The sequence below is a fragment of the Rhizobium glycinendophyticum genome, from assembly GCF_006443685.1.
Lineage (GTDB): Bacteria > Pseudomonadota > Alphaproteobacteria > Rhizobiales > Rhizobiaceae > Allorhizobium > Allorhizobium glycinendophyticum.
The window spans coordinates 629,273-651,481 of sequence record NZ_VFYP01000001.1; the positions used below are offsets into that span (position 1 = coordinate 629,273).

Annotated in this window: 15 protein-coding genes and 1 tRNA gene; 7 read left to right on the forward strand and 9 right to left on the reverse strand. The window is 61.3% G+C overall.

Annotation, left to right across the window (positions count from 1 at the left end):
- Positions 1-144 precede the first annotated feature (144 nt).
- From FJQ55_RS03090 to FJQ55_RS03115, 6 genes are all read right to left on the reverse strand, one after another.
- On the reverse strand, positions 145-1,923 hold the full coding sequence (locus tag FJQ55_RS03090) for a methyl-accepting chemotaxis protein (protein ID WP_140826243.1): 1,779 nt from the start codon (positions 1,921-1,923) through the stop codon (positions 145-147).
- Between the two features lie 259 nt (positions 1,924-2,182).
- Entirely contained in the window at positions 2,183-4,000 is a 1,818-nt protein-coding gene (gene edd / locus FJQ55_RS03095) for a phosphogluconate dehydratase (RefSeq protein ID WP_140826244.1), read from the reverse strand.
- A gap of 126 nt (positions 4,001-4,126) precedes the next feature.
- Positions 4,127-4,825 carry a 6-phosphogluconolactonase gene (pgl, locus tag FJQ55_RS03100; RefSeq protein ID WP_140826245.1) on the reverse strand — a complete coding sequence of 233 codons (699 nt, stop codon included), beginning with the start codon at positions 4,823-4,825 and terminating at the stop codon, positions 4,127-4,129.
- Positions 4,826-4,835: 10 nt separating this feature from the next.
- Positions 4,836-6,308 (reverse strand): glucose-6-phosphate dehydrogenase, encoded by a 1,473-nt coding sequence (gene zwf, locus FJQ55_RS03105; protein WP_140826246.1) that lies wholly within the window; start codon positions 6,306-6,308, stop codon positions 4,836-4,838.
- 145 nt (positions 6,309-6,453) lie between these two features.
- Complete coding sequence (locus FJQ55_RS03110; protein ID WP_140826247.1) at positions 6,454-7,740, reverse strand: NAD(P)/FAD-dependent oxidoreductase; 1,287 nt, start codon at positions 7,738-7,740, stop codon at positions 6,454-6,456.
- Between the two features lie 10 nt (positions 7,741-7,750).
- Complete coding sequence (locus tag FJQ55_RS03115) at positions 7,751-9,187, reverse strand: glutamine synthetase family protein (RefSeq protein WP_140826248.1); 1,437 nt, start codon at positions 9,185-9,187, stop codon at positions 7,751-7,753.
- A 122-nt stretch (positions 9,188-9,309) separates the two neighbouring features.
- Here FJQ55_RS03115 and FJQ55_RS03120 point away from each other — a divergent pair, with 122 nt between their 5' ends.
- From FJQ55_RS03120 to FJQ55_RS03125, 3 genes are all read left to right on the forward strand, one after another.
- Positions 9,310-10,491 (forward strand): BaiN/RdsA family NAD(P)/FAD-dependent oxidoreductase, encoded by a 1,182-nt coding sequence (locus FJQ55_RS03120; protein WP_140826249.1) that lies wholly within the window; start codon positions 9,310-9,312, stop codon positions 10,489-10,491.
- A 165-nt stretch (positions 10,492-10,656) separates the two neighbouring features.
- Positions 10,657-10,809 (forward strand): hypothetical protein, encoded by a 153-nt coding sequence (locus tag FJQ55_RS23300; protein WP_161596938.1) that lies wholly within the window; start codon positions 10,657-10,659, stop codon positions 10,807-10,809.
- Between the two features lie 283 nt (positions 10,810-11,092).
- Positions 11,093-13,618 carry a methyl-accepting chemotaxis protein gene (locus FJQ55_RS03125; protein ID WP_425467492.1) on the forward strand — a complete coding sequence of 842 codons (2,526 nt, stop codon included), beginning with the start codon at positions 11,093-11,095 and terminating at the stop codon, positions 13,616-13,618.
- 61 nt (positions 13,619-13,679) lie between these two features.
- Here the strand turns inward: FJQ55_RS03125 and FJQ55_RS03130 are convergent, their stop codons facing one another.
- Positions 13,680-13,907, reverse strand: coding sequence for a hypothetical protein (locus tag FJQ55_RS03130; protein ID WP_140826251.1), 228 nt, complete (start codon positions 13,905-13,907; stop codon positions 13,680-13,682).
- A 90-nt stretch (positions 13,908-13,997) separates the two neighbouring features.
- On the opposite strand from FJQ55_RS03130, the gene FJQ55_RS03135 reads away from it, so the two are divergent.
- Positions 13,998-14,873 carry a LysR family transcriptional regulator gene (locus FJQ55_RS03135; RefSeq protein WP_140826252.1) on the forward strand — a complete coding sequence of 292 codons (876 nt, stop codon included), beginning with the start codon at positions 13,998-14,000 and terminating at the stop codon, positions 14,871-14,873.
- 46 nt (positions 14,874-14,919) lie between these two features.
- Here the strand turns inward: FJQ55_RS03135 and FJQ55_RS03140 are convergent.
- Positions 14,920-14,996 (reverse strand) — tRNA-His (locus FJQ55_RS03140).
- A 162-nt stretch (positions 14,997-15,158) separates the two neighbouring features.
- Positions 15,159-15,599, reverse strand: a complete 441-nt coding sequence (locus tag FJQ55_RS03145; RefSeq protein ID WP_140826253.1) for a phasin — start codon at positions 15,597-15,599, stop codon at positions 15,159-15,161.
- A 248-nt stretch (positions 15,600-15,847) separates the two neighbouring features.
- Here FJQ55_RS03145 and FJQ55_RS03150 point away from each other — a divergent pair, with 248 nt between their 5' ends.
- The 3 genes from FJQ55_RS03150 (at position 15,848) to FJQ55_RS03160 (ending at position 22,201) form a co-directional block, all read left to right on the forward strand.
- A complete protein-coding gene (locus tag FJQ55_RS03150) occupies positions 15,848-19,657 on the forward strand; it encodes a sensor histidine kinase (protein ID WP_140829054.1) in 3,810 nt (1,269 codons plus the stop codon).
- 133 nt (positions 19,658-19,790) lie between these two features.
- A complete protein-coding gene (locus tag FJQ55_RS03155) occupies positions 19,791-20,450 on the forward strand; it encodes a LysE family translocator (RefSeq protein WP_140826254.1) in 660 nt (219 codons plus the stop codon).
- Positions 20,451-20,578: 128 nt separating this feature from the next.
- Positions 20,579-22,201 carry an ABC transporter permease gene (locus tag FJQ55_RS03160; protein ID WP_140826255.1) on the forward strand — a complete coding sequence of 541 codons (1,623 nt, stop codon included), beginning with the start codon at positions 20,579-20,581 and terminating at the stop codon, positions 22,199-22,201.
- Positions 22,202-22,209 lie beyond the last annotated feature (8 nt).

Here is a 22,209-nt window from a genome sequence, read left to right on the forward strand (position 1 = left end):
GCCTGCGAGGTTCTGCTTCGGAGGCCTTTTGTGTTGCGCGCCTTATGATCCTGAGACCGAGGGTCGATTAGGCGATGAGGCTTCTAGCGCGAAGGGTGAAGGCCGGCGGATGCAGCCGGCCCCATGCCCGTTGCCTCTGCAGGATCAGAATTCCTGCCAATCCTCCTTGAGAGCCGTATTGCCCTGAACGGACATCGGCCGTGCCGCGGGCCGACGCTCGCTTTGCGCCGCGGGCGGCGCGTGTCTCACTGGTGCAGAGGGCTTGCGGGCCGAACCGGAATAGTGGTGGCCGAGCGAGAACCGGGCGATGAACTGGCGGAGCCTTTCGGTCTCGTTGGCAAGCGTGGCGCTGGCGGCGTTGGATTCTTCCACCATCGCTGCGTTCTGCTGCGTCACCTGATCCATCTGGTTGACTGCGGAGTTCACCTCCGAAAGCCCCGTCGCCTGTTCCCGGGCAGAGCTTGCGATCGCCTGCATGTGGTCGTTGACGGCAATGATGTTTTCCTGGATCGTCTTCAGAGCCTCGCCGGTCTCGCTGACCAGCTTCACCCCGTTTTTCACTTCTTCCGAGGAATTGCGGATCAGTTCCTTGATTTCCTTCGCTGCCTGGGCGGAACGTTGCGCGAGCTCGCGCACTTCCTGAGCGACGACGGCGAATCCCTTGCCCGCTTCACCGGCGCGGGCCGCTTCCACCCCGGCGTTCAGGGCCAGCAGGTTGGTCTGGAAGGCGATCTCGTCGATCACCCCGATAATGTTGGAGATCTGGTTGGACGACTGTTCGATCCGAGCCATCGCGCCGACGGCCTCGGCGACGATCTCGCCCGATCGAGCGGCACTGGTATCGGCCAGCTGGGTCGACGTGCGGGCCTCTTCTGCGCGCTTGGACGCATTGTTGACGTTGACCGTGATCTGGTCGAGCGCCGCCGCCGTCTCTTCCAGCGAGGCCGCCTGCTGCTCTGTCCGCTTCGACAGGTCTTGGGCGCTGTGGCTGATCTCACGAGTTCCGCTGTCGATCTGGTCGGTCGATTTGGCAACGGCTCCGAGCGTCGAGCCGAGCTGTGTCAGCGCTTCGTTGAGGTTGGTGCGCAGGGCTTCGAAATCCGGCGCGAACGGTCGGTCGACCGTGAAGCTGACATCGCCGCCGGCCATCTTCATGAGGGCGTCGCCGATCGTATCGACGGCATGAACGCGTTCGGTCACATCCGTTGCGAACTTCACCACCTTGGCCACACGGCCCCGATCATCGAGCATCGGGTTGTAGGAGGCGTTGATGACTACCTTTTTGCCGCCCTTGCCGTAGCGTGTGAATTCGGCCGCCTGAAACTTTCCGGCACGAAGCTGTTTCCAGAACTCCTGGTAATCGTTCGTCCGGCTGTATTCAGGATCGACGAACATGCTGTGATGCTTGCCCTTGATCTCGTCCATGCGGTAGCCGAGCGCATTCAGGAAATTGTCGTTCGCAGTGACCACCTCGCCATCAGGCGTGAATTCGATGATGGCCTGGACGCGACTGATTGCGACCATCTGGTTCTGGTAGTCGAGATTTTGCAGACGCGCGCTGGCATTGGCCCATTCAACGACGAAACCCGTTGTTTTCGAGCCGCTCTTTAAGGGAGTCACGATCAGGTCAAAGGCATGATGGCCGACCCAGATCGTGGCTTTATGCTGCACTTTCAGGCTGGCCAGCATATTGCGCTGGTGCGACGGGTTTTTGTGGAAGATGTCGATGTTGCTGCCGATCAGCTTGGCATACTCGAAGCGCGGCAATTCTTTCTTCAGGTCGGCTTCGGCTTCCTGAAGCATCTCTTTCACGGCGGCGTTCATGTAGCGGATGTTCAGCTTCTCGTCGGCGATCATGATTTTGGCGGTGATCACTTCAAGGGACTCGAGCTGCGCCTTTGTGTTGTATGACTGTCCAAACATTCTGTCCTGGTCCTTTTTGCCAGTTTTGCGAGTAGAGCTCCGCTCCTCCGGAACGAAGGTAGACAAAAGACAGAATTTCTCGAAGATGGGTTGGGTTTGTATATCTTCTTGATTCTGTTGGCTTTTATTTGAGGGGATCGTACATATTAGCCGTTGCGAATGCGTTAATCAGTCTCATGCTTCGATATCTCGATACATGTTGCGAACAAAAAGGCCGCGATTGCTCGCGGCCTGGCTGTAGTCAAAATTCGCGTCGGTTTCAGAACAGAACGCTGGCGCCCCGATCCGCAGGACCTGCAAGGCGCCGGAAGCTCGCAAAGAGTTCGCGGCCCATGCCGAATTCGTTTGCATCCAGATCGGTTGTGGCATTGTCGCGGCCAGCGAAATCGACGGCGTCGACCAGAACTTCGAGCGTGCCGGCAATGGCATCCAAGCGCACCATATCGCCATCCCGGATCTTGGCGATGGGTCCGCCATCCACCGCCTCCGGTGTCACGTGGATCGCCGCCGGCACCTTGCCGGATGCGCCGGACATGCGGCCATCGGTCACCAGCGCGACCTTGAACCCACGATCCTGCAGCACGCCAAGCGGTGGCGTCAGACGGTGCAATTCCGGCATGCCATTGGCTTTCGGCCCCTGGAAGCGCACGACGGCAATGAAATCGCGGTCGAGTTTGCCTGCCTTGAACGCATCCTGCAGTTCCTGCTGGTCGTGAAAGACGATCGCCGGCGCTTCGATGACGTGACGCTCGGGCTTCACCGCCGAGATCTTGATCACGGCCTTGCCGAGATTGCCGGTGAGCATCTTCAGGCCGCCATTCGACTGGAACGGCTTGTCGATGGTGGTCAGCACCTTCGGATCTGCACTCACGTCGGATGCCGGCTCGCGCGAGACCGTGCCGTCCTCGGAGAGCTTCGGATCGATCGTATAGGCTGCAAGACCCTGCCCATAGACGGTCCGCACGTCGTCGTGCAGGTAGCCGGCTTTCAAGAGCTGCTTGATCAGGAAACCCATCCCCCCGGCCGCATGGAAATGGTTCACGTCGGCAAGGCCGTTCGGGTAGACGCGTGCCAGCAACGGCACGATATCCGAGAGTTCCGAGATATCCTGCCAGGTGAGTTGTATCCCGCCGGCGCGCGCCATGGCGATCAGGTGGATTGTGTGATTGGTGGAACCACCTGTGGCGTGCAAGCCGACGACACCGTTGACGATCGAGCGCTCGTCAATCATCTCTCCGGCCGGGGTGAATTCGTTGCCAAGCGCCGTTATCGCAAGCGCGCGCTTGGCGGCTTCCTTGGTCAGCGCATCACGCAGCGGCGTGCCCGGATTGATGAACGATGCGCCGGGCATATGGAAGCCCATGATCTCCATTAGCATTTGGTTCGAATTGGCCGTGCCGTAGAAGGTACAGGTGCCAGGACCGTGATAGGATTTCGATTCCGCTTCGAGCAGTTCTGCGCGACCGACCTTGCCTTCTGCATAGAGTTGACGGATGCGCGACTTCTCGTCGTTCGGCAGGCCTGTGGTCATCGGGCCGGCGGGAATGAAGATCGACGGCAGGTGGCCGAAGGTCAGAGCCGCGATCATCAGGCCCGGCACGATCTTGTCGCAGACACCGAGATAGACTGCGGCATCGAACATGTTGTGCGACAGACCGATACCGGCCGCCATGGCGATCGCATCGCGCGAAAAGAGGGAGAGTTCCATGCCGGGCTGGCCCTGAGTGACCCCGTCACACATTGCCGGAACCCCGCCGGCGACCTGTGCAACTCCACCCGCTTCAGACGCGGCCTTGCGGATCAGCGCCGGATAGGTCTCGAAGGGCTGATGGGCCGAGAGCATGTCGTTATAGGCGGTGATGATGCCGAGATTGGGTACCACATCGCCGGCGAGCGCCGCCTTCTCGGAGGGGGAACAGACGGCAAAGCCATGGGCGAGATTGCCGCAGGAGAGAGTGGAGCGGTGTACGCCCTTGGAGATCGCGCGGCGCGTCCGGTCGAGATAGGCCTCGCGCGTCGGCTTGGAACGCTCAACGATCCGCTTGGTGATGGCTTCGATTCGGCTGTCTGCACTCATCGGATTTCGCTCCTCTAAAAGCGCGCATCAGCTCACGCCGCGCGCAGGGCCTCCCGGGCCCGGACATCAGGTTCTTGCGCATCAGGCCAGCCGTGATCGGTCACGGCACGGCGAAGGGTCACCGGTTCAGGGTGCCCAGTAGATCTCAGGCGTTGTCGCGGCCCGTTCCAGCACCGCGCGGATCGGCATTTCCGCCGCGTCTGTGCCGGAAATTGCCTTGTCCAGCACGCTCTTCTTTTCCGCGCCCTCGATATGGACGATCAGCAGGCCGGCATCTTGCAGCGCAGAGAAGGAGAGCGTCAATCGCGCTTCCCCGGCACCCGGTGCCTCCATGGTCATGACGCGGCGAGGCAGGGAAAGGTCCAGTGCGGCGGCGAGGTGATCGCCACCGGGGAAGAAGGAGGCCGTATGGCCATCCGTCCCCATGCCGAGGATCACAACATCGAACGGCCCCGTCATGCCCGGAATGATGCCGGAAGCCGTGATCGCCGCCTCTTCGATGGTCGCCTCGGGCCGGTACAGCGGTACGAACTGCGCCATCGCGGCGGCGTTCTTGAGAAGATGTGTCTTCACCAGCAGATGGTTGGAGCGCGGATTGTCCTCCGGCACGAAGCGTTCGTCGACCAGTGTCACCTTGATCTTCGGCCACTCGATATCCCGGGTAGAGAGTGCTTCGAAGAAAGCCTTTGGTGTCGATCCGCCGGAAACGGCGAGCGTGGCTTCCCCGCGGGCAGATAAAGCCGCCGAAAGAGCCGCCGCCACGCGATCGGCGAGAGCCTCGGCAAGCGCCGGGGCAGTCTCGAAACTGTGCATCTGATGCCCCATCTCCCCGGCCTCAGTCGTTTTCGTGCCAGGTGCGACCGTCACGCTCGATGAGCGCGATGGCCTGGCTCGGACCCCAGGTGCCGGACGTGTACCCTTGAGCCTTCTGGCCAATTTCTTCCCAAGCTTTCAGGATCGGGTCGCACCACTTCCAAGCCGCTTCCACTTCGTCGCGGCGCATGAAGAGCGTCTGGTTCGAACGGATGACGTCCATCAGGAGGCGCTCGTAGGCATCGGGATTGCGTACGTCGAAGGCCTGGGCAAAGCTCATGTCAAGAGAGACATGGCGCAGGCGCATACCACCCGGGCCCGGATCCTTGATCATCAGCCACTGCTTGACGCCTTCATCCGGCTGCAGGCGGATGACCAGTTTGTTGGCTTCGATCCGGCCGGCGCTCTCGCCAAAGATCGAATGCGGGATCGGCTTGAAGGCAATGACGATCTCCGACATGCGGGCGGCAAGACGCTTGCCCGTGCGCAGGTAGAAGGGAACGCCGGCCCAGCGCCAGTTGTTGATCTCGGCCTTGATGGCGACGAAGGTTTCTGTGTCGGATACTGCGCCCAGCTCTTCCTGGTAACCGTTGACAGCACCACCTGCAGAGGCGCCAGCGCGATACTGGCCGCGCACCGTCTGCTTCTCCACATTCGCAGGCGTGATCGGCTTCAGCGACCTGAGCACCTTCAGCTTTTCGTCACGAACAGCCTCGGCGTCGAGGGAGGACGGTGCTTCCATCGCCACGAGGCAGAGAAGCTGCAGGATATGGTTTTGCACCATGTCACGCAGCGCGCCGGCCTTGTCGTAATAGGTGACGCGGCCTTCCAGACCGACAGATTCTGCGACCGTGATCTGCACGTGGTCGATATGGGCGGAGTTCCACAGCGGCTCGTAAAGGGCATTGGCGAAGCGCAGTGCCATCAGGTTCTGCACCGTTTCCTTGCCGAGATAGTGGTCGATACGGAAGATCTGGTCTTCCTTGAAGACCTTGCCGATCGTGTCGTTCAGCGCTTGGGCCGAGGCGAGGTCGCGGCCGATGGGCTTTTCGACGACGATGCGCGTCGACTTGGTGATCAGCTTGTGGTCGCGGATCTTGTCGGCGATGTCACCGAAGATCGAGGGCGATACGGCGAGATAGAAGGCACGCACCGTATCCTTGCCAGTATCCAGCAGCTTCTTGAGATCGTCCCAGCCCTGATCGGATTTGGCATCGACCGAGACATAGTAAACGCGCCCGAGAAACTTAGCGACCTCAGACTCTTCCAGCTCTTCCGCCTTCAGATGCTCCTTGAGGGCTGCAAGCGTATAGTTGCGGTACTCTTCGTGCGTCATGGCGGTGCGCGAGGCGCCGATTACGCGGGTTGGCTCCGTAAGTTGCCCGGCCAGTTGGCGATGATAGAGCGCGGGCAAAAGCTTGCGTTCGGCCAAGTCGCCGGTCCCGCCGAAGACGACGTAGTCAAAGGGTTCCACAGGGATGATCTGGCTGCTCATGCGGCATCTCTCGTTCGCAAATTCGTTGGACAGGTTCTAATCTAATCGATTTAAAAAAGCCACCCTGCGGCCAGGGATTTTGTCGATCCATGCCGTCGAAAGGATGAACAAAGCCTTGTCTGCGACACTCGATCGCGGCTCGGATTCAGAATCGATCCCGAAGGGCATACCAGGTGAGCGCCAGGAAGAGCAGGGGCTTTCTCAGCCGCGCGCCTCCGGGGAACGGGGAGATCTTCAGATCCTTGAGCACGTCCAACTCGCTGGCATTGCCGGCAATCGTGTCCGCATACATCTTGCCGGAATAGTTCGACAGCATCACGCCATGGCCGGAATAGCCGGCAAGCGAAGTGACACCTGGCAGGACCTCGCGGGCAAACGGTTTGCGCGGCATCGTGATCCCGACAGAGCCGCCCCATGCATGGGTCATCTCCACGGATGCGAGCGCAGGATAAATCTCCGCGATTTGCCGGCGAATATGGCTCGAAATATCGCGCGGGCTGTCAGAGGTATAGGCCTCGCGTCCGCCGAACAGCAGCCGTCCATCCCGTGTCTTGCGGAAGTAGCGCACGACAAAGCGGCTATCGGCAACCGCTTCCGATCCCGGCAAAACTTGCGGGAACTTTTCGAGCGGCACCGTCGCGCCGATGAAGGAGCGGATCGGCATGACATGGGCTGCCGTCACCGGCTCGAGATTGCCGATATAGGCGTTGGTCGCGATCAGCACGCGGTCCGCAGTGATCGTGCCCCTAGCCGTGTCGATGAAAGTCTTGCCGCCCATCTGACGAATGGCGCTGGCCGGCGTCATTTCGTGGATCTTTGCACCGGCAGAGGCGGCGACGCGCGCCAATCCCACCAAGAGCTTCAGCGGATGGATGTGGCCGGTGCCGGCGTCGCGCACGCCGTAATGATAGCGCGTCGATCCCAACCGCGCCTGCGTCTCTTCCCGGTCCATGAAAGAGACATGCGGATAGCCGTAGCGCTCGGCCATGACGTCCGCGTCATGCCGGTAATCCTTTTCCCAGCCGCGCTTGTGCGCGACATTCATCTGGCCGGGCATGTACTCGATGTCGATGGCGTGCTGCTCGGCGAAATCCAGGAGATATCGCTTGGCGTTTTCCGCGAGGTCGAACAGCGCCTTCGATCGCTCGAACCCCAGTTCCTCCTCCAGTTCGGCGGGCCAGGCGCGCTGGCCGGTGCCGAGCTGTCCGCCATTGCGGCCGGAGGCGCCGTCGCCGAAGCGGCTGCCCTCGATCAGGACGACAGAGACGCCGAGACGGGCGAGATTGAAAGCGGCCTGCAGGCCGGTGAAGCCGCCACCGATGATGGCGACGTCAGCGGAAACCGAGCCGTCAAGGGCCGGGTAGTCCGGCCGCTCGCCGACACTGGCCTGATACCAGGATATTCCTGGGGCGATCGGGCTTTGCCAGGTCATGCTGTGCTTCTCATACGTTCAAGAGGAGGAATTCCCGTTCCCACGGGCTGATCACCTGCATGAAGGTCTCAAACTCGCCGCGTTTCACACCGGCATAGAGCCCTATGAACTCGCGACCGAAGACATCAAGGAAGTCCGGCTCGCTCTCCATGAGCGAGACCGCTTCCAGGAGACCGCGCGGAAGGTCCACCGAACCCTCATTCTCGGAACCCTCGGCGGCGGCAGTCGGCTCGATTTCCTTGATGATGCCGAGATAGCCGCAGGCGAGCGAGGCCGCCAGCGCGAGATACGGATTGGCATCCGAACTCGGCAGACGGTTTTCGACACGCCGGGCCGCCGCATCCGACACCGGCACGCGAAACGCCGTCGTGCGGTTGTCATAGCCCCAGGCATTGTTGACGGGCGCCGCCATGTCAGGCGTCAGGCGGCGATAGGAATTGACGTATGGTGCAAGCATCGCCAACGCACTCGGCACATATTTCTGCATGCCGCCGATGAAGTGGAAGAACTCCTGCGAGGCCGAACCATCCGGCTTCGAAAAGACATTTTTCCCGGTCTTGATATCGACCACCGACTGGTGGATGTGCATGGCCGAACCTGGCTGACCCTGCATCGGCTTTGCCATGAAGGTGGCGTAGATGCCGTGCTTGAGCGCCGCCTCGCGGATCGTTCGCTTGAACATGAAGACCTGGTCGGCAAGCTCAATCGGATTGCCATGGCGCAGGTTGATTTCCAGCTGTGCCGGGCCTTCCTCGTGAATAAGGGTATCGATCTCGAGACCCTGCTTTTCCGAGAAGTGGTAGATGTCGTCGATCAATTCGTCGAATTCGTTGATGCCGGCGATCGAGTAGCCTTGACCGCCCACGATCGAACGGCCCGAGCGCCCTTTTGGGGGATGAAGGGGATAGTCCGGGTCGTCGTTCATCGCCACGAGATAGAATTCGATCTCCGGCGCGACGACCGGCTTCCAGCCCTTCTCCTCATAAAGACGAAGCACGTTTTTCAGGACGTTGCGCGGCGTATAGGAGACGTTCTCGCCATCGACATTGACGATGTCGCAGATCACTTGCGCCGTCGGGTCCGTCTCCCACGGCACCACGGAGAGCGTCGAAAGATCGGGCACCAGCTTCAGGTCGCTATCGCGCGGCTCATAGCGGAAGTTCTCCGTCTCATCAGGATATTCGCCTGAGATCGTGTGGCGATAGAGCGCCGAGGGCAAAGCGAGCGACGTGTTCGACGTGAACTTCGACGACGGCATCATCTTGCCGCGTGGCACGCCGGCCAGGTCAGGCGTAATGCACTCGATATCCTCGATGCCGCGGGCTCTCAGCCAGCTCGCAGCCTCCTTCCAATTGGAGACTCCACGCTTCGATCCAGGGTCCGGCGGAATGCTCGCCTTCTTGGAGGTCACGTTGGAGGGTCTCTTCATCGGTTTCTTCGGAGGCATGTCTCACCAGTTGGTTGTTGGTGAGTTCCATCATAGCCAGACTTTCCCCGATGGCGAGGGGGAAGCGTTGACTTTGATCATAAGTTTGTCGAGACAGGCGGCAATTGGACAGGAGACGTGGCATGGCCATGACCTATGACACCGTCATTATCGGAGCGGGTGCAGCCGGGATGATGGCCGCCTTTACAGCAGGTCGGCGCGGTCGCTCCGTCCTCGTGCTCGACCACGCTAAAGCTCCGGGCGAAAAAATCCGCATTTCCGGCGGTGGCCGATGCAACTTCACCAACATACATGCCAGCCCGAAGAACTACCTGTCGCAGAACCCGCATTTCGCCAAGTCTGCGCTCGCCCGCTACACGCCTGCCGATTTCATCGCGCTCGTCGACAAGCACAAGATCGCCTGGCATGAAAAGACGCTTGGGCAGCTCTTTTGCGATGACAGCGCCAAGGACATCATCCGTATGCTGCTCGACGAGATGCGTGCGGCTGATGTCGAACTGAGACTGTCCTGTGAGATCTCCGAGGTCGTCAAAGGGATCGATGGTTTCCGCTTGCAGACGACCGATGGCCTGGTCATCGGCCGCACTCTGATGGTCGCCTCCGGCGGTAAGTCGATCCCTAAAATGGGCGCCACCGGCTTTGCCTATCGCATCGCCGACCAGTTTGGTCTCTCCGTCACCGAAACAAGGCCGGCACTCGTGCCGCTGACGCTGGAGCCGAACCTGCTCGCGTCCCTGTCCGATCTTTCCGGCGTTGCCGTCGATGCCGACATCGCTCAGGGCAAGACGCATTTCCGCGAGGCCATGCTCTTTACCCATCGCGGCCTCTCGGGCCCCGCCATCCTGCAGATCTCCAGTTATTGGCGTGAGGGCGACGAGATCGTGCTGTCGCTCGAGCCGGAGCGGGACTTTGCCGACATCCTGAGGTCAGCCAAGCGCGACAACGGCCGTCAGCAGGTGCAGACGATTTTGGCCCAGTATTTGCCCAAGCGTCTCGCCCAGTATTTGGCGGAAACGCACAAGCTTGGGCGTCCGCTCGCCGATCTCCCCGACAAGGCTCTTGTGGCGCTCGCCGACCAAATCCGCGGCTGGCGCCTGAAGCCCGCCGGCTCCGAAGGATACCGCACGGCGGAAGTGACCCTAGGCGGTATCGACACCCGACACCTCGATAGCCGAACGCTGCAGGCGAAGGACGTGCCCGGCCTCTTCTTCATCGGCGAGTGCGTGGACGTCACCGGCTGGCTCGGCGGCTACAATTTTCAATGGGCCTGGGCCTCCGGTCATGCGGCGGGCGAAGGCGTCTGAACTTTTCGCCCGTTAGGGGCAAGCTTCGGGGGGTAATTCAGAACTTGTTAACATGCGTCGGCCATCCTGACTGAATGCCGGCATGCAAACGAAGCCGCGACATGAGGTCAGGCCGGCGAGCCGAAAGGCATGTTCTCGTCACGGACCGTTTCAAGGATTGCATGGATGACCCCTGAAAACCGCAAGCCCCGCGCCATTGCCATCGCCGTTAGCCGCCGGCAGGATGAAGAACGCAGCAGTCTCCGCGCATTTCTGATCAGCACCCTGTTTGCTGCAAGCATGCTGGCAACCCTTGCCACCGGTCTTCTTCTCGGCTGAACCGCTGAAACCGGAGCGACTCGAGCCGGAGCGCCTGTCTCTGTGCCCGATTTCCAATGGGCGGATCGGGCTTGCCGCGCTATCGGCGGATGTCTGTCCCTGCCATGGGATCCACCAGATCAGTTGAGGTCCAGCCTTTAGCTGTCGCTGTTTAACCTGGTCTTGATACTTTTCGCGCAATCCTCGTCATCGGAGTGGAGTAACGCCCATGCGGAGAAACCCGCATGGCAATCAAGGGATGTGCCGGAAAATGCCGGTCTCTTCCCGTCATGGGGGATGCGTTTTGATCGATCAGATACTGTCCAGATTTTCGATTTCGACCAAGGTCATGGCCTTCGTGCTGCCCTTTGTTCTGTCGATCACTGCTGTTGGCCTCATGGGGCTCTATGCCTCCGGTCTGCTGCAGCAGCGAATGGAGATCTCCAACGGTACTATGCGTTCGCTGAACGGTTTCCGCAGCGTCAATGCCGCCATGACCCGCTTCCTGAACGAGACGTCTGAAGAAACCCGCACTGCCGTCGTCTCGCAACTCGACGTCCAGCAGGCGACACTGAAGGACAATATTGCCGAGATCGGTGAAGGTGGCATGGGGCGCAACTTCCTTGACGAAGCGATTGCCGGCACTGGCGCGATCAATCAGAAGATCGATGCGCTGTGGCAATTGCACCAGTCGGAGGTGCAGACGGCTGCCGCCATTCAGGAGCATCTGAAAGGTCTGATGGCCCAGCAGATCCGCGTTGCCGACGAAGCGCAGAAGCTGCAGCGCGCCGTGGTCAGCGGTGAAGGTGATGCCAAGGCGGCATTGCGCGAAGCCGACCGTCTGGCGGCTGCCGGCACGCAGCTTGCCGAATTCACTCGCGGTTATTTTGCAGCCGGCCTTCCCGAAGCGCAGGTCCCCTATCTGCAAAAACAGCTACCTGAACTGGTCAAGACGCAGCGCAAGATCGCCAATGCCCTGCCGGCCAAACTGAAGCCTATGGGGAAAGATTTTCAGGCCGCCATCAACGATCTGAAAAAGCAGATTGCGACCGGTGACACGAGCCTGGAGGCAGGTCGCGCGCTCGGTTCCATCGTCGCCCGTTTCCGCGGCTTTGCCGCAACCTTGGAGCAGGGCGCAAAAGAGAAATACGCGTCATCGGTCGAGAAATTTTCCACTGTCGAGACGGGCGCCGTCCAGGCCGATGACGTCCAGACCGGTAGCCGTATGCTGGTCGCTGACGTCTATGACCTGCGCCTCGTCGCTGCCAACTTCCTTAATGTGAAGGACGACAAGAGCCGCGAGCCCCTGCTGCGGCAGATCAAGCTTGTCGGCGACAACCTCGTCGTGCTCGGCGGCAGCATTGCTGACAAGGCCTTTTACGAGAGCCTGACGGGCGCAATCCAGCCGCTGCTGGCCTCGCTGACCAGCGATTCAGAGACGCTGGTCAAGACCAGCAGTGCCCGCGCGGAAAGCTTCGCTGATGCGAGCCGCACCATGGATGCGATATGGGCCTCGCTCACCTCCTTTGCCGACCTGCAGAAGGATGCAGCCGGCACCGAACGCCAGGAAGCAAACCGCCTGTCGATCGGCACAACCATCGCCGGTGTGATCCTCGCCATCATCGGTGGCTTTGCTTTGGTGCTGACCCTGCAGCGCCCGATCGCACGCATCACTGCCACCATGCAGCGTCTGGCCGAAGGTGACCTCGAAGCCGGCATTGCCGGTGACAAGCGTGGCGACGAAATTGGTGCGATGGCGCGCGCACTCGGCGTCTTCAAGACCAACGCCCATACCAAGATCGAGATCGAAATGCAGCGCCAGCGCGAGCAGATCGAGGCGGAGGCCGAGCGGCGGCGCAATGACGAGGAAAAGCAGGCTCTGGACCGCCAGATCGAGCATGCCGTCGGCAAGCTTGCCCAGGCGCTGGAACGGCTCGCCGTCGGCGACATCTCCTTCGAGATCGAGGATCGTTTCCACGGCCGCCTCGAACAACTGCGCACCGACTTTAACCTGTCGCTCGCCCGCCTGCGCGACACCATGCACCAGATCTCCGGCAATGTGGACCAGATCCAGAACAACGGCCGGCAGATGGCGCAGTCGGCGCTCGACCTTGCCCGCCGCACCGAACAGCAGGCCGCCTCGCTAGAGGAAACGGCCGCTGCCGTCGACGAAATCACCGCTGCCGTCCGCTCCTCCTCGGAGCGCGCCGAACAGGTGAACGGCGTCGTGCGAGAAGCCAAGAAGAACGCCGACGAATCCGCCGTCGTGGTCGGTAGCGCGATTTCGGCCATGGGCCGGATCGAGGACGCCTCCCGCCAGATCTCCAACATCATCGGCGTCATCGACGAAATCGCCTTCCAGACGAACCTCCTGGCCCTTAACGCCGGCGTCGAAGCCGCCCGCGCTGGCGAAGCCGGCAAGGGCTTTGCGGTCGTTGCCCAGGAAGTCCGCGAACTCGCCCAGCGCTCCGCCAATGCGGCGAAGGAAATCAAGGGCCTGATCAACCGATCGGCAACCGAAGTGGCAAGCGGTGCAACCCATGTCCAGCAGACCGGCGAGGTCCTGTCGCGCATTGGCACCCAGATCTCGGCGATCAGCGAGCATATCGAAAAGATTGCCGAGACCAGCCGCGAACAGTCCGGCGCACTGCAGGAAGTGAACGGCGCCGTCGGCCGCATGGACCAGATGACTCAACAGAACGCCGCGATGGTGGAAGAGGCGACGGCGGCCACGCAGGATCTGTCGATGCAGACCGATGCGCTGCGCGATCTCCTGCAGCAGTTCCGCATCGAGGCGGATCGGGGGCAGGGAGCGGTCAGAGCTGCGTAAGCAGAGATTTCCGCAACAGGAATAGAGAAGAGTCCGGTGACGTCACCGGGCTCTTCTGCATTTACCTGCAGGTATGCGGTGCAGCGGCCGCGTGAGAACGTCCGGCTGGCTCGCAGGTCGCGGCTCTCACCCTGGAGAGCCAGTGATCAAGATGCGACCAGTTCCAATGCAGTCGGAAAGACCACGGCTCCGAATACTGCCGGTAGAAGTCATCTTCATCCTTGGCGCTGTAAGCCCGCGACGCTTTCTGCAGAAAAAGAAAGGCCAGGATCATGGAATGTTCGGTCATCAAAAAGCTCCTCGTCAATGTCTCGACTTGAGAGGCTATCGATCAAATTTAGCTGTATAAACCGGCAATTTTGCAGTATGTTTTTCAGTCATGAAAGATATCGCTTGGGACGCTTATCAGATTTTCATCGTGATTGCCCGCCAGGGCGGTTTAACAGCTGCCGCTGATGTCACGGGCATGAGCCCCGCAACACTAGGTCGGCGCATGGTCGACCTTGAGCAGCGGCTGGGCCGCGAACTCTTCCTGCGCAGCCAAACCGGATATCGCCTGACGCCCGACGGAGGGCAGCTGCTGGAGCAGTTGTCCGAGCTTGAGGCGGCGTCGCGCAAGGTCGAGGAATGGCGGCGTGGCACAGTCGGGCAAGCCTTGGTGCGCATCAGTCTCGGTACCTGGATCGCCTGGCTCGTAGCGCAGAACATGCACGCGATTCGCACTGACCGGGATGCTTTCCGTATCGATCTGAATATCGCCGAGCAGCGGGCACGTCTGGCCCACCGCGAAAGCGATATCGGCATCCGCGCTTTCGAGCCGGAGGAGGCGAACCTAGCGTCCGTCGCCGCAGGCGAGGTGGCTTATGCAGCCTATCGCGCCAGCAATCGTGACTGGATCGGCGCCGAGCCGTGGCTGGCTGTGGATACGGAAAATGCAGTCTCGAACTATCTACGGTGGCCGCACGAAAACAAGCCGGACCGGATCGTCACTACCGTCAACCGTCCGCGCTCGCTGCGCGATCTTGTCAGGGCCGGAGCCGGTATGGCGATCTTGCCTTGCTTCGTCGGGGACCTTGATCCAACCCTTGAGCGGAGTGGCGAAGAGATCGTAGCGCTCCGTCACCGGCAATGGATCGTGATGAACAACGATGACCGCCATCGCCGCGAGATTCGCACGGTTGTCGACCGCATGGCAAAGCTGCTCTCCGCACACAAGGACCTGTTCGCAGGGCGTCGACCGAGCAAGACGAGCTAGGACCGCGTTTCCACGTCTCGTGTGCAGATATAGAAAAAGTGAAAAATGGTACGGTTGGGGGGTCTCGAACCTCCGACCTCAGGTGCCACAAACCTGCGCTCTAACCAACTGAGCTACAACCGCACATGACCGCGTCGCTGACGCCGTCGAGGGGTCACATACGAGCAGTCGGATTTTTTTTCAAGCCCTTTCTGCGGATCATGCAAAATGCGCTTGGATAGACAAAGGGCCAGGCTTGAAAGCCCGGCCCTCTGTTCTGGGAGGATCTTGCGTCAGAAGACGGGATCAGGCGGCCTTGAAGGTGGAAGCGGCCTTTTCAGCGGCTTCCTTGCCCGGCTTGACGACGGATTCGGCAACCTTCTTTGCGGTTTCCTGGATGGACTTGGCCTGTTCGATCGTCACTTCAGCCTGCTTGCGGATGAAGGACGTCTGGAGTTCAAAAAGTTCGGCAACCGACTTGACGCCGAGCAGGGCTTCGAGATGCGAGAGCGAATGCTCCGTGTTGGTGCGCAGTGCGTCGATCGCCTTGAGGCCCAGCTCGACGGTGCCGGCCTGGGCGGTCTGCACGGTGGCTTCAACGGTCTTGGTGGCTTCTTCGGTCGCAGCCTTCATCTTGGCATAGGCTTCCTTCGACTGGGCAGCGCCCTTTTCGGCGAAGTCGCGAAAGCTTTCCTGCATCTTGGAAGGATCGAAGGTCGAGAAGGAGAACATATCCTTGGTGTTCATGGCGTATTTCCTCTTGTTCGGTGGGGCCGTGCGGGCCGCTCGTACATGCATGAGGACTATATAGCACCGTTTATGGTGCGTTGCAACATCATTGTGCAGTGCACAATTAGAAAAGCTGCATGTGGGCAACTCTGGCCGGTTAACCTTATCGACCGAAACAAGGGACACTTTCTGGACCCAAAGGCCCTCCCTAGCTATTAAAAATCTGTTAATTTGCCTTTTGAGGCCATGACGTGACAGGTTCAGCAATGCCCGCCCAGTATCCCTTCATCGACGTCGCCGTGCATGATCTGATCCGCCCGAGGCTTGCCCAGGGCGAGGCGCTCGTGCTGTTTTCGCCGTCGCTCGATCGGGTTCTGTGGTGCAATGGTGCGGGTGCGCGCTTCTTCGGTCAGGCTTCTATCTACGATTTTCTGGAGGAGGGCCCCGACCGCAGCGACGTGACCTTCCGTCAGATCGATGCCGCTGCACGCCAGTTGGCGAACACCGGCGACAGCCGCAGCCTGATGCTGCGCGTCACCTCGGGCTTTCAGAAGCTGCCGGTCACGGCTGCCGTTGAGCGCGTGGAGATCCGCGCCGCCGATCCCGTTGTCCTTCTGGCCGTGCCGTCCCTCACGAAGGGTCGCCCTGGTCTGGCCGAGCGCGCTCAGGACCTGATGAGCGGCTTCGATGATCCGGATACCCATATGGCGGTTCTCGATGCGGAAGGAACCGTCGTCGCCGGTTCCGCCGACTTTGCCCGTCTGGGCGTAACGGCTGCCACCGCGCGCATGCTGATCAATCTTGTCGAGGCCGATGCCGACCGCCTGGTTAAGCGTCCCATCCCGACGGGTCGGGGGTATTTGCCGGCTGCAATCGGCAAGATCTCCGACGATCCGACGCTGCACCTGTTGTTTGCGGTGGAGACGATTTTGGGTCAGATGGACCCGAGCGACGATTTCGAAGACGATGCCCAAGCCGACCCTTTGGAAGGTATCGCTGACGTTGCAGACGCAGAGGTCACGGCCGAGCGTGATTTGCCCGTCGCAATTGCCGAGCCAGTTCGGGCCGACGATACGGGTGAATTGGAAGAGGCGGATGAAGTCGGCGCGATGGAGCCGATCGTTGCCGAGCAGGGACCCGTATCGGAGCCCTTCGACGCCGTCATCGATGCGATCGGCGCGATCGAAGAGATTGAACCGGACGCCCAAGATGTCATTGAAGCGGATCCTGCAGATGAGCCGCAGGCGTCTCTTGAAGTGGGCGATGAGCGCCTGACGCCAGAGGTGGTTGGCCCCGTGTACGCCAGCGAGTTCGCTGGGGAGCAAGCGGCTGACTTGTCCTCCCGAGAGTCCGACGCCTTCGATCAATACACGCCGGCTGCACCGCAGGCGGCAAGCCCGGAACGGGCCGTCGCCGCAACCATCGTCAACACGGTCCCGAGCTCCAGTGCTGCACCTTTTGCCTTCGATCGCAGCCGTCGCGCAACGCGCTTCGTTTGGAAGATCGATGCTGAAGGCCGTTTCAGTGACGTCTCCCCCGAATTTGCCCAGGCCGTTGGCCCTCATGCGGCCGATATCAACGGGGTCGCCTTTTCCGATCTCGCCGCTCTCTTCAATCTCGATCCCGAAGGAAAGATCGGCGAACTTCTGAAGAAGCGCGACACCTGGTCCGGCAAGACCATCCTTTGGCCGGTCGAGGGCACGACGCTTGTCGTCCCGGTCGATCTGGCAGCCCTTCCGACCTATACCCGCAACCGTGATTTCGATGGCTTCCGGGGTTTCGGCATCGTTCGGGTCGCCGACGCGCAGGAAGATCCCAATGCCACAGGGTTGACCTTCGTGCCCTCCATGGCATCTGCCGCGGCCGCAGCATCTGATCCGATCGACAGCCGCGAACCGACCCGCGACGAGGATCTCGAAGAATTCCTGTCCGAACTCAGCGAAGGCGAGGGCCATCCGCCGGAGGATTTCGAGGAAGACCAGCTGCATCATCATGATCTCGATGATGTCGAGACCTGGGTGATCGGCGGCAACGAAGACGGGGAAGAGTTCAACACCACATCGGATATGGGCGAGGGGGATGCCGACGCACCTGCTTCTGGAGAAGAACCCGCCACGGCTCCGGCTGAACCGCAACAGCCGTCCACGTCGCCGCCAAGCTATGAACCTCCCGTGCTGCGCATCATGCAGCCACCGAAGCCGAGCCTGCCGGAAAAGGTCATCCAGCTGGAAGAACACCGCATCCGCAGTCGGGACAACCTGACGCCAGGTGAACAGGCAGCCTTCCGCGAGATTGCCCGGAAGCTCGACCCGCTGGGTCTGAGGGCCCGCGTCGAGGAATCGCTCAACCCGGCGGCCTCCGCCCCGCCGGCCCTCAGCACGGCTCCGCCGACCTCGCCGTCACCGGCCGCAGCCGAAACCGCCGCAGCTTCCGCCTCTTCGACCGCCGCTGACAAGCCCGCATCCGTGGCCACCCCGGAGACGGACACGCCGACCGAAACGGTTACGCCCGCAACGCCGCCGGTGGACCTGCCGGCAGCGACTGTCCTTGAGGGCTTGCCGTCACGCCGCGAGCGCAGTTTGACCGCCGAGATCGTCGATCTCATGCCCGTCGCCCTGCTGGTGCATGTCGGCGACCGGCTGATCCACGCCAATCCCGAATTCTTTGCGCTCACCGGTTACACTTCGCTCAACGATCTGCAGGCCGTCGGCGGACTTGATGCGCTCATCCAGCGCCAGGACATGGATGAAAATGGCGAGCCGGGCGGCGGTGTTGTTGCCGTCTGTGCCGATGATCGACTTGTGCCGGTTACGGCCCGCCTGCAATCGGTGCGCTTCGATGACGCAAGTGCTCTGATGCTCGCCCTCATCGCTCAGCCCGGCCACGGCGCCAAGGCGCAGGAACACGTGGTGGAACCTGCCGAGGCTCCAGTCAATCCAGGTGAACTGGCGCGCCTGAAGGTCGAGGTCGACGAATTGCGGTCGATCCTGGAGACCGCGACAGACGGCGTCGTCATCCTCGATTCCGATGGCGACATCCGCTCGATGAACCGGGCCGCAAGCGCCCTGTTCAATTTCGACGACATGGAAACCCGCGGCAAACCCTTCGTGATGCTGTTTGCCCATGAGAGCCAGAAGTCGATCCTCGATTATCTGAACGGCCTTTCCGGCCATGGCGTGGCGAGTGTTCTGAATGACGGACGCGAAGTCATTGGCCGCGAAGCCTCCGGAGGCTTTCTGCCGCTATTCATGACCATCGGCCGCCTCAACTCGTCCAATGGCTACTGCGCCGTCATCCGCGACATCACCCAGTGGAAGCGCACGGAAGAGGAACTGCGCAACGCCAAGCGGGCCGCGGAGACCGCAAACGCCCACAAGACCGACTTCCTCGCCCGCGTCAGCCACGAGATCCGTACGCCGCTCAACGCGATCATCGGCTTTGCCGACATGATGGCCAACGAACATTTTGGTCCGGTCGGTCACCCGCGCTACGGCGAATACGCGCATGATATTGTCCGCTCGGGCCGTCATGTGCTCGATATCGTCAACGACCTTCTGGATATCTCGAAGATCGAAGCAGGCGAGATGGAACTCGATTTCGCCTCTGTCGGCCTGAACGACATGGTCCAGGCGGCCGTATCGATCGTCCAGCCGCAGGCCAACAGCCAGCGTGTCATCATCCGCACCGCTTTGTCTCAAGCCGTCCCGAATGTCGTGGCCGATGGCCGCTCCATCAAGCAGATCGCGCTCAATATCCTGGCAAACGCCATCCGCTACACGCCCTCAGGCGGGCAGATCATTGTCTCCACATCCTATGAGCCAAACGGCAGCGTCACCCTGCGTATCCGCGACACGGGCATCGGCATGTCACGCAGCGAGCTAGAGCAGGCGATGAAGCCCTTCCGTCAGGTCTCCACCGGCACGCCGCGCAGCCGCGGCGACGGCACAGGCCTTGGGCTTCCCCTCACCAAGGCTATGGTTGACGCCAACCGCGCCCAATTCGCCATCTCCTCAACACCCAACGAGGGCACGCTGGTGGAAGTGACCTTCCCGTCACCACGGGTACTGGCGGATTGAACGCCGATGCTGCGGCGAGGCACCCGCAAATCTTAAGGCTTGAGGCGGGCGTGCCGCGTCAATAGGCCTCGTGTTAGTGCCCCGGCAAGCCGGGGCTCGCTCTAGGGAACGACGAAGTACAGGCGGAACGACCATGGCCACGATCGGCATCTTGACAGGCATTCTTTTCGCAATCGCAATAGGTGCCATGAGCCCCGGACCGAGCTTCGTTCTCGTATCCCGCGTCTCCATTTCGCATTCCCGCCTGCATGGGCTCGCCTCAGCCATCGGCATGGGTCTCGGCGGTGCGCTTTTCGCGACACTTGCTCTGGTGGGTCTGGTAACTCTGCTGCAGCAGGTCGAATGGCTCTACCTGCTGCTGAAGTTCGGCGGTGGCCTCTACCTCGTCTATCTCGCCACCCGGATCTGGCAGGGCGCAAAGACGCCGCTGGTTGCCGCAGGGAGCGGTGAGGCCGCCGGAACGGGCGCTTCTGTCTGGCACAGCCTCGGCCTTGCCTTTGCCACCCAGATCAGCAATCCCAAGACCGCCGTCGTCTACGCCAGCATCTTCGCGGCCCTGATGCCGGCCGCCCCGCCGCTTGCCATGCTTCTGGTCCTGCCGCCGGCGATCTTCGCGGTCGAGACCTCCTGGTATGCAGTGGTCGCAATCGCTTTTTCGGCGCCGCGCGCCCAGAAGGTTTATCTCCGTTGGAAGATCGGTATCGATCGTCTGGCTGCTCTGGTCATTGGTGGGCTCGGCCTGCGCCTTGTCGGAGAGACGGTATCGTCTGCGGCGCGTCTCACCCTGCGCTGATCCGGGCGGTTCCCTTCTGCAGGCCTTTGCGCTAGAGGAAACCAGCCTCCCCATCCGCAAGGGCCGACAGCTTGTATTCTAACGCGCGCTCGGGCACAGCCCCATCGACCAGACCTCTTCGCAGCAGCATGGGGCCAGCAACGCGCGCCGCCTTGGTCGTGGCCCTCGTCGTCGTGATGCCGATTGTCGCGATCTTCGTCATCGGTCTGTCGTCCGATCCGGGCAATTGGCAGCACATGCTGACTAACGTCATTCCGCGGGCCGGCTTGCGCACGCTCTGGCTCCTGCTTTTCACCGGCCTGGTCACCGCCATCTACGGCATCGGCACCGCTTGGCTTGTGGCGTCCTGCGAGTTCCCGTTGCGCCGCGTCTTTTCGCCGGCTCTCGTCCTGCCGCTCGCGATCCCGTCTTATCTCGCGGCCTATGCCTTTGGCGAGTTCCTCGATTTCACCGGCCCGGTCCAAACACTGTATCGCGCGATTTTCGGCTATACCTCGGCACGAGACTACAGCTTCTTCGATGTCCGCTCTCTCGGCGGCGCCGTACTGGTAATGTCGTCGGTACTCTACCCTTATGTCTATCTCGCCTGCCGCTCGATGTTCCTGATGCAGGGCCGCGCCGCCGCCGATGTGGCGCGAACGCTGGGCGCGAGCCCTTTGCGCGTTTTTGCCCGCATCCAGGTGCCGATGGCCAAGCCCGCCATCATGATCGGGCTCACGCTCGTGACGATGGAAACGCTGAATGATATCGGCGCGGTGGAATATCTCGGCGTCCAGACGCTGACCTTTTCGATCTACGACACCTGGCTCAACCGTGGCAGCCTCGCAGGCGCCGCCCAGATTGCCTGCGTCATGCTGGCAATCGTCGCGCTGCTGCTCTTCGTCGAGCGCCAAGCCCGCAAGCGCCAGCGCTTTACCAGTCACAAGACGACAGCCGTTGTTTCCGATGCCGTGCGGTTGAAACTGTCTGGTCTGAAGGGTGCGCTCGCCACCTTTTTCTGCCTTCTGCCGATCCTGCTCGGTTTCGTCATACCCTTCATCGTCCTGGGCGGCTTTGCTCTGCGGCGTGTCGACGACTTCCTTGAACCGAGGCTCCTCGATGCTCTCTGGCATTCGACGCTCGTGTCGGCCACGGCGGCCGTGATCACGGTCTTCCTTGCATTTGTGCTTGCCTATGCCGCCCGCACCGAACGTTCGCGGCTCGCCCGTAGTGCCAGCCGCTTCGCCTCCCTCGGTTATGGCATTCCAGGCACAGTGCTCGGTATCGGCGTGCTCATCCCGCTCGCCGCATTCGATAACGCCTTCGATGGGTTCCTGCGCCAGACCTTCGGCGTCTCGACAGGCCTCCTCCTGTCGGGGACCGGTTTTGCCATCGTCTACGCCTATACAGTGCGCTTCCTGACTATGTCGGAAGGAACGATCGATGCGGGCTTCCAGAAGCTGTCCCCGCATCTCGACATGGCCGCCCGTACGCTCGGCCGATCCGGGCCACAAACGCTGCGCCAGGTGCTGCTACCCAATCTTCGGCCCGCTGTTCTGACGGCGGGCCTGCTGGTGTTCATCGAGACGTTGAAGGAACTTTCCGCCACCATCCTGCTGCGGCCCTTCAACTTCAATACGCTAGCCACACTCGTCTACGAGGATGCTTCACGCGGCATGGCCCAGGATGCGGCCGTTGCCGCAATCATCATCATTCTGGCGGGACTGGTGCCAGTGCTGCTCGTATCGCGCTCGCTGGACGACAAGCACTAAGGCAAAAA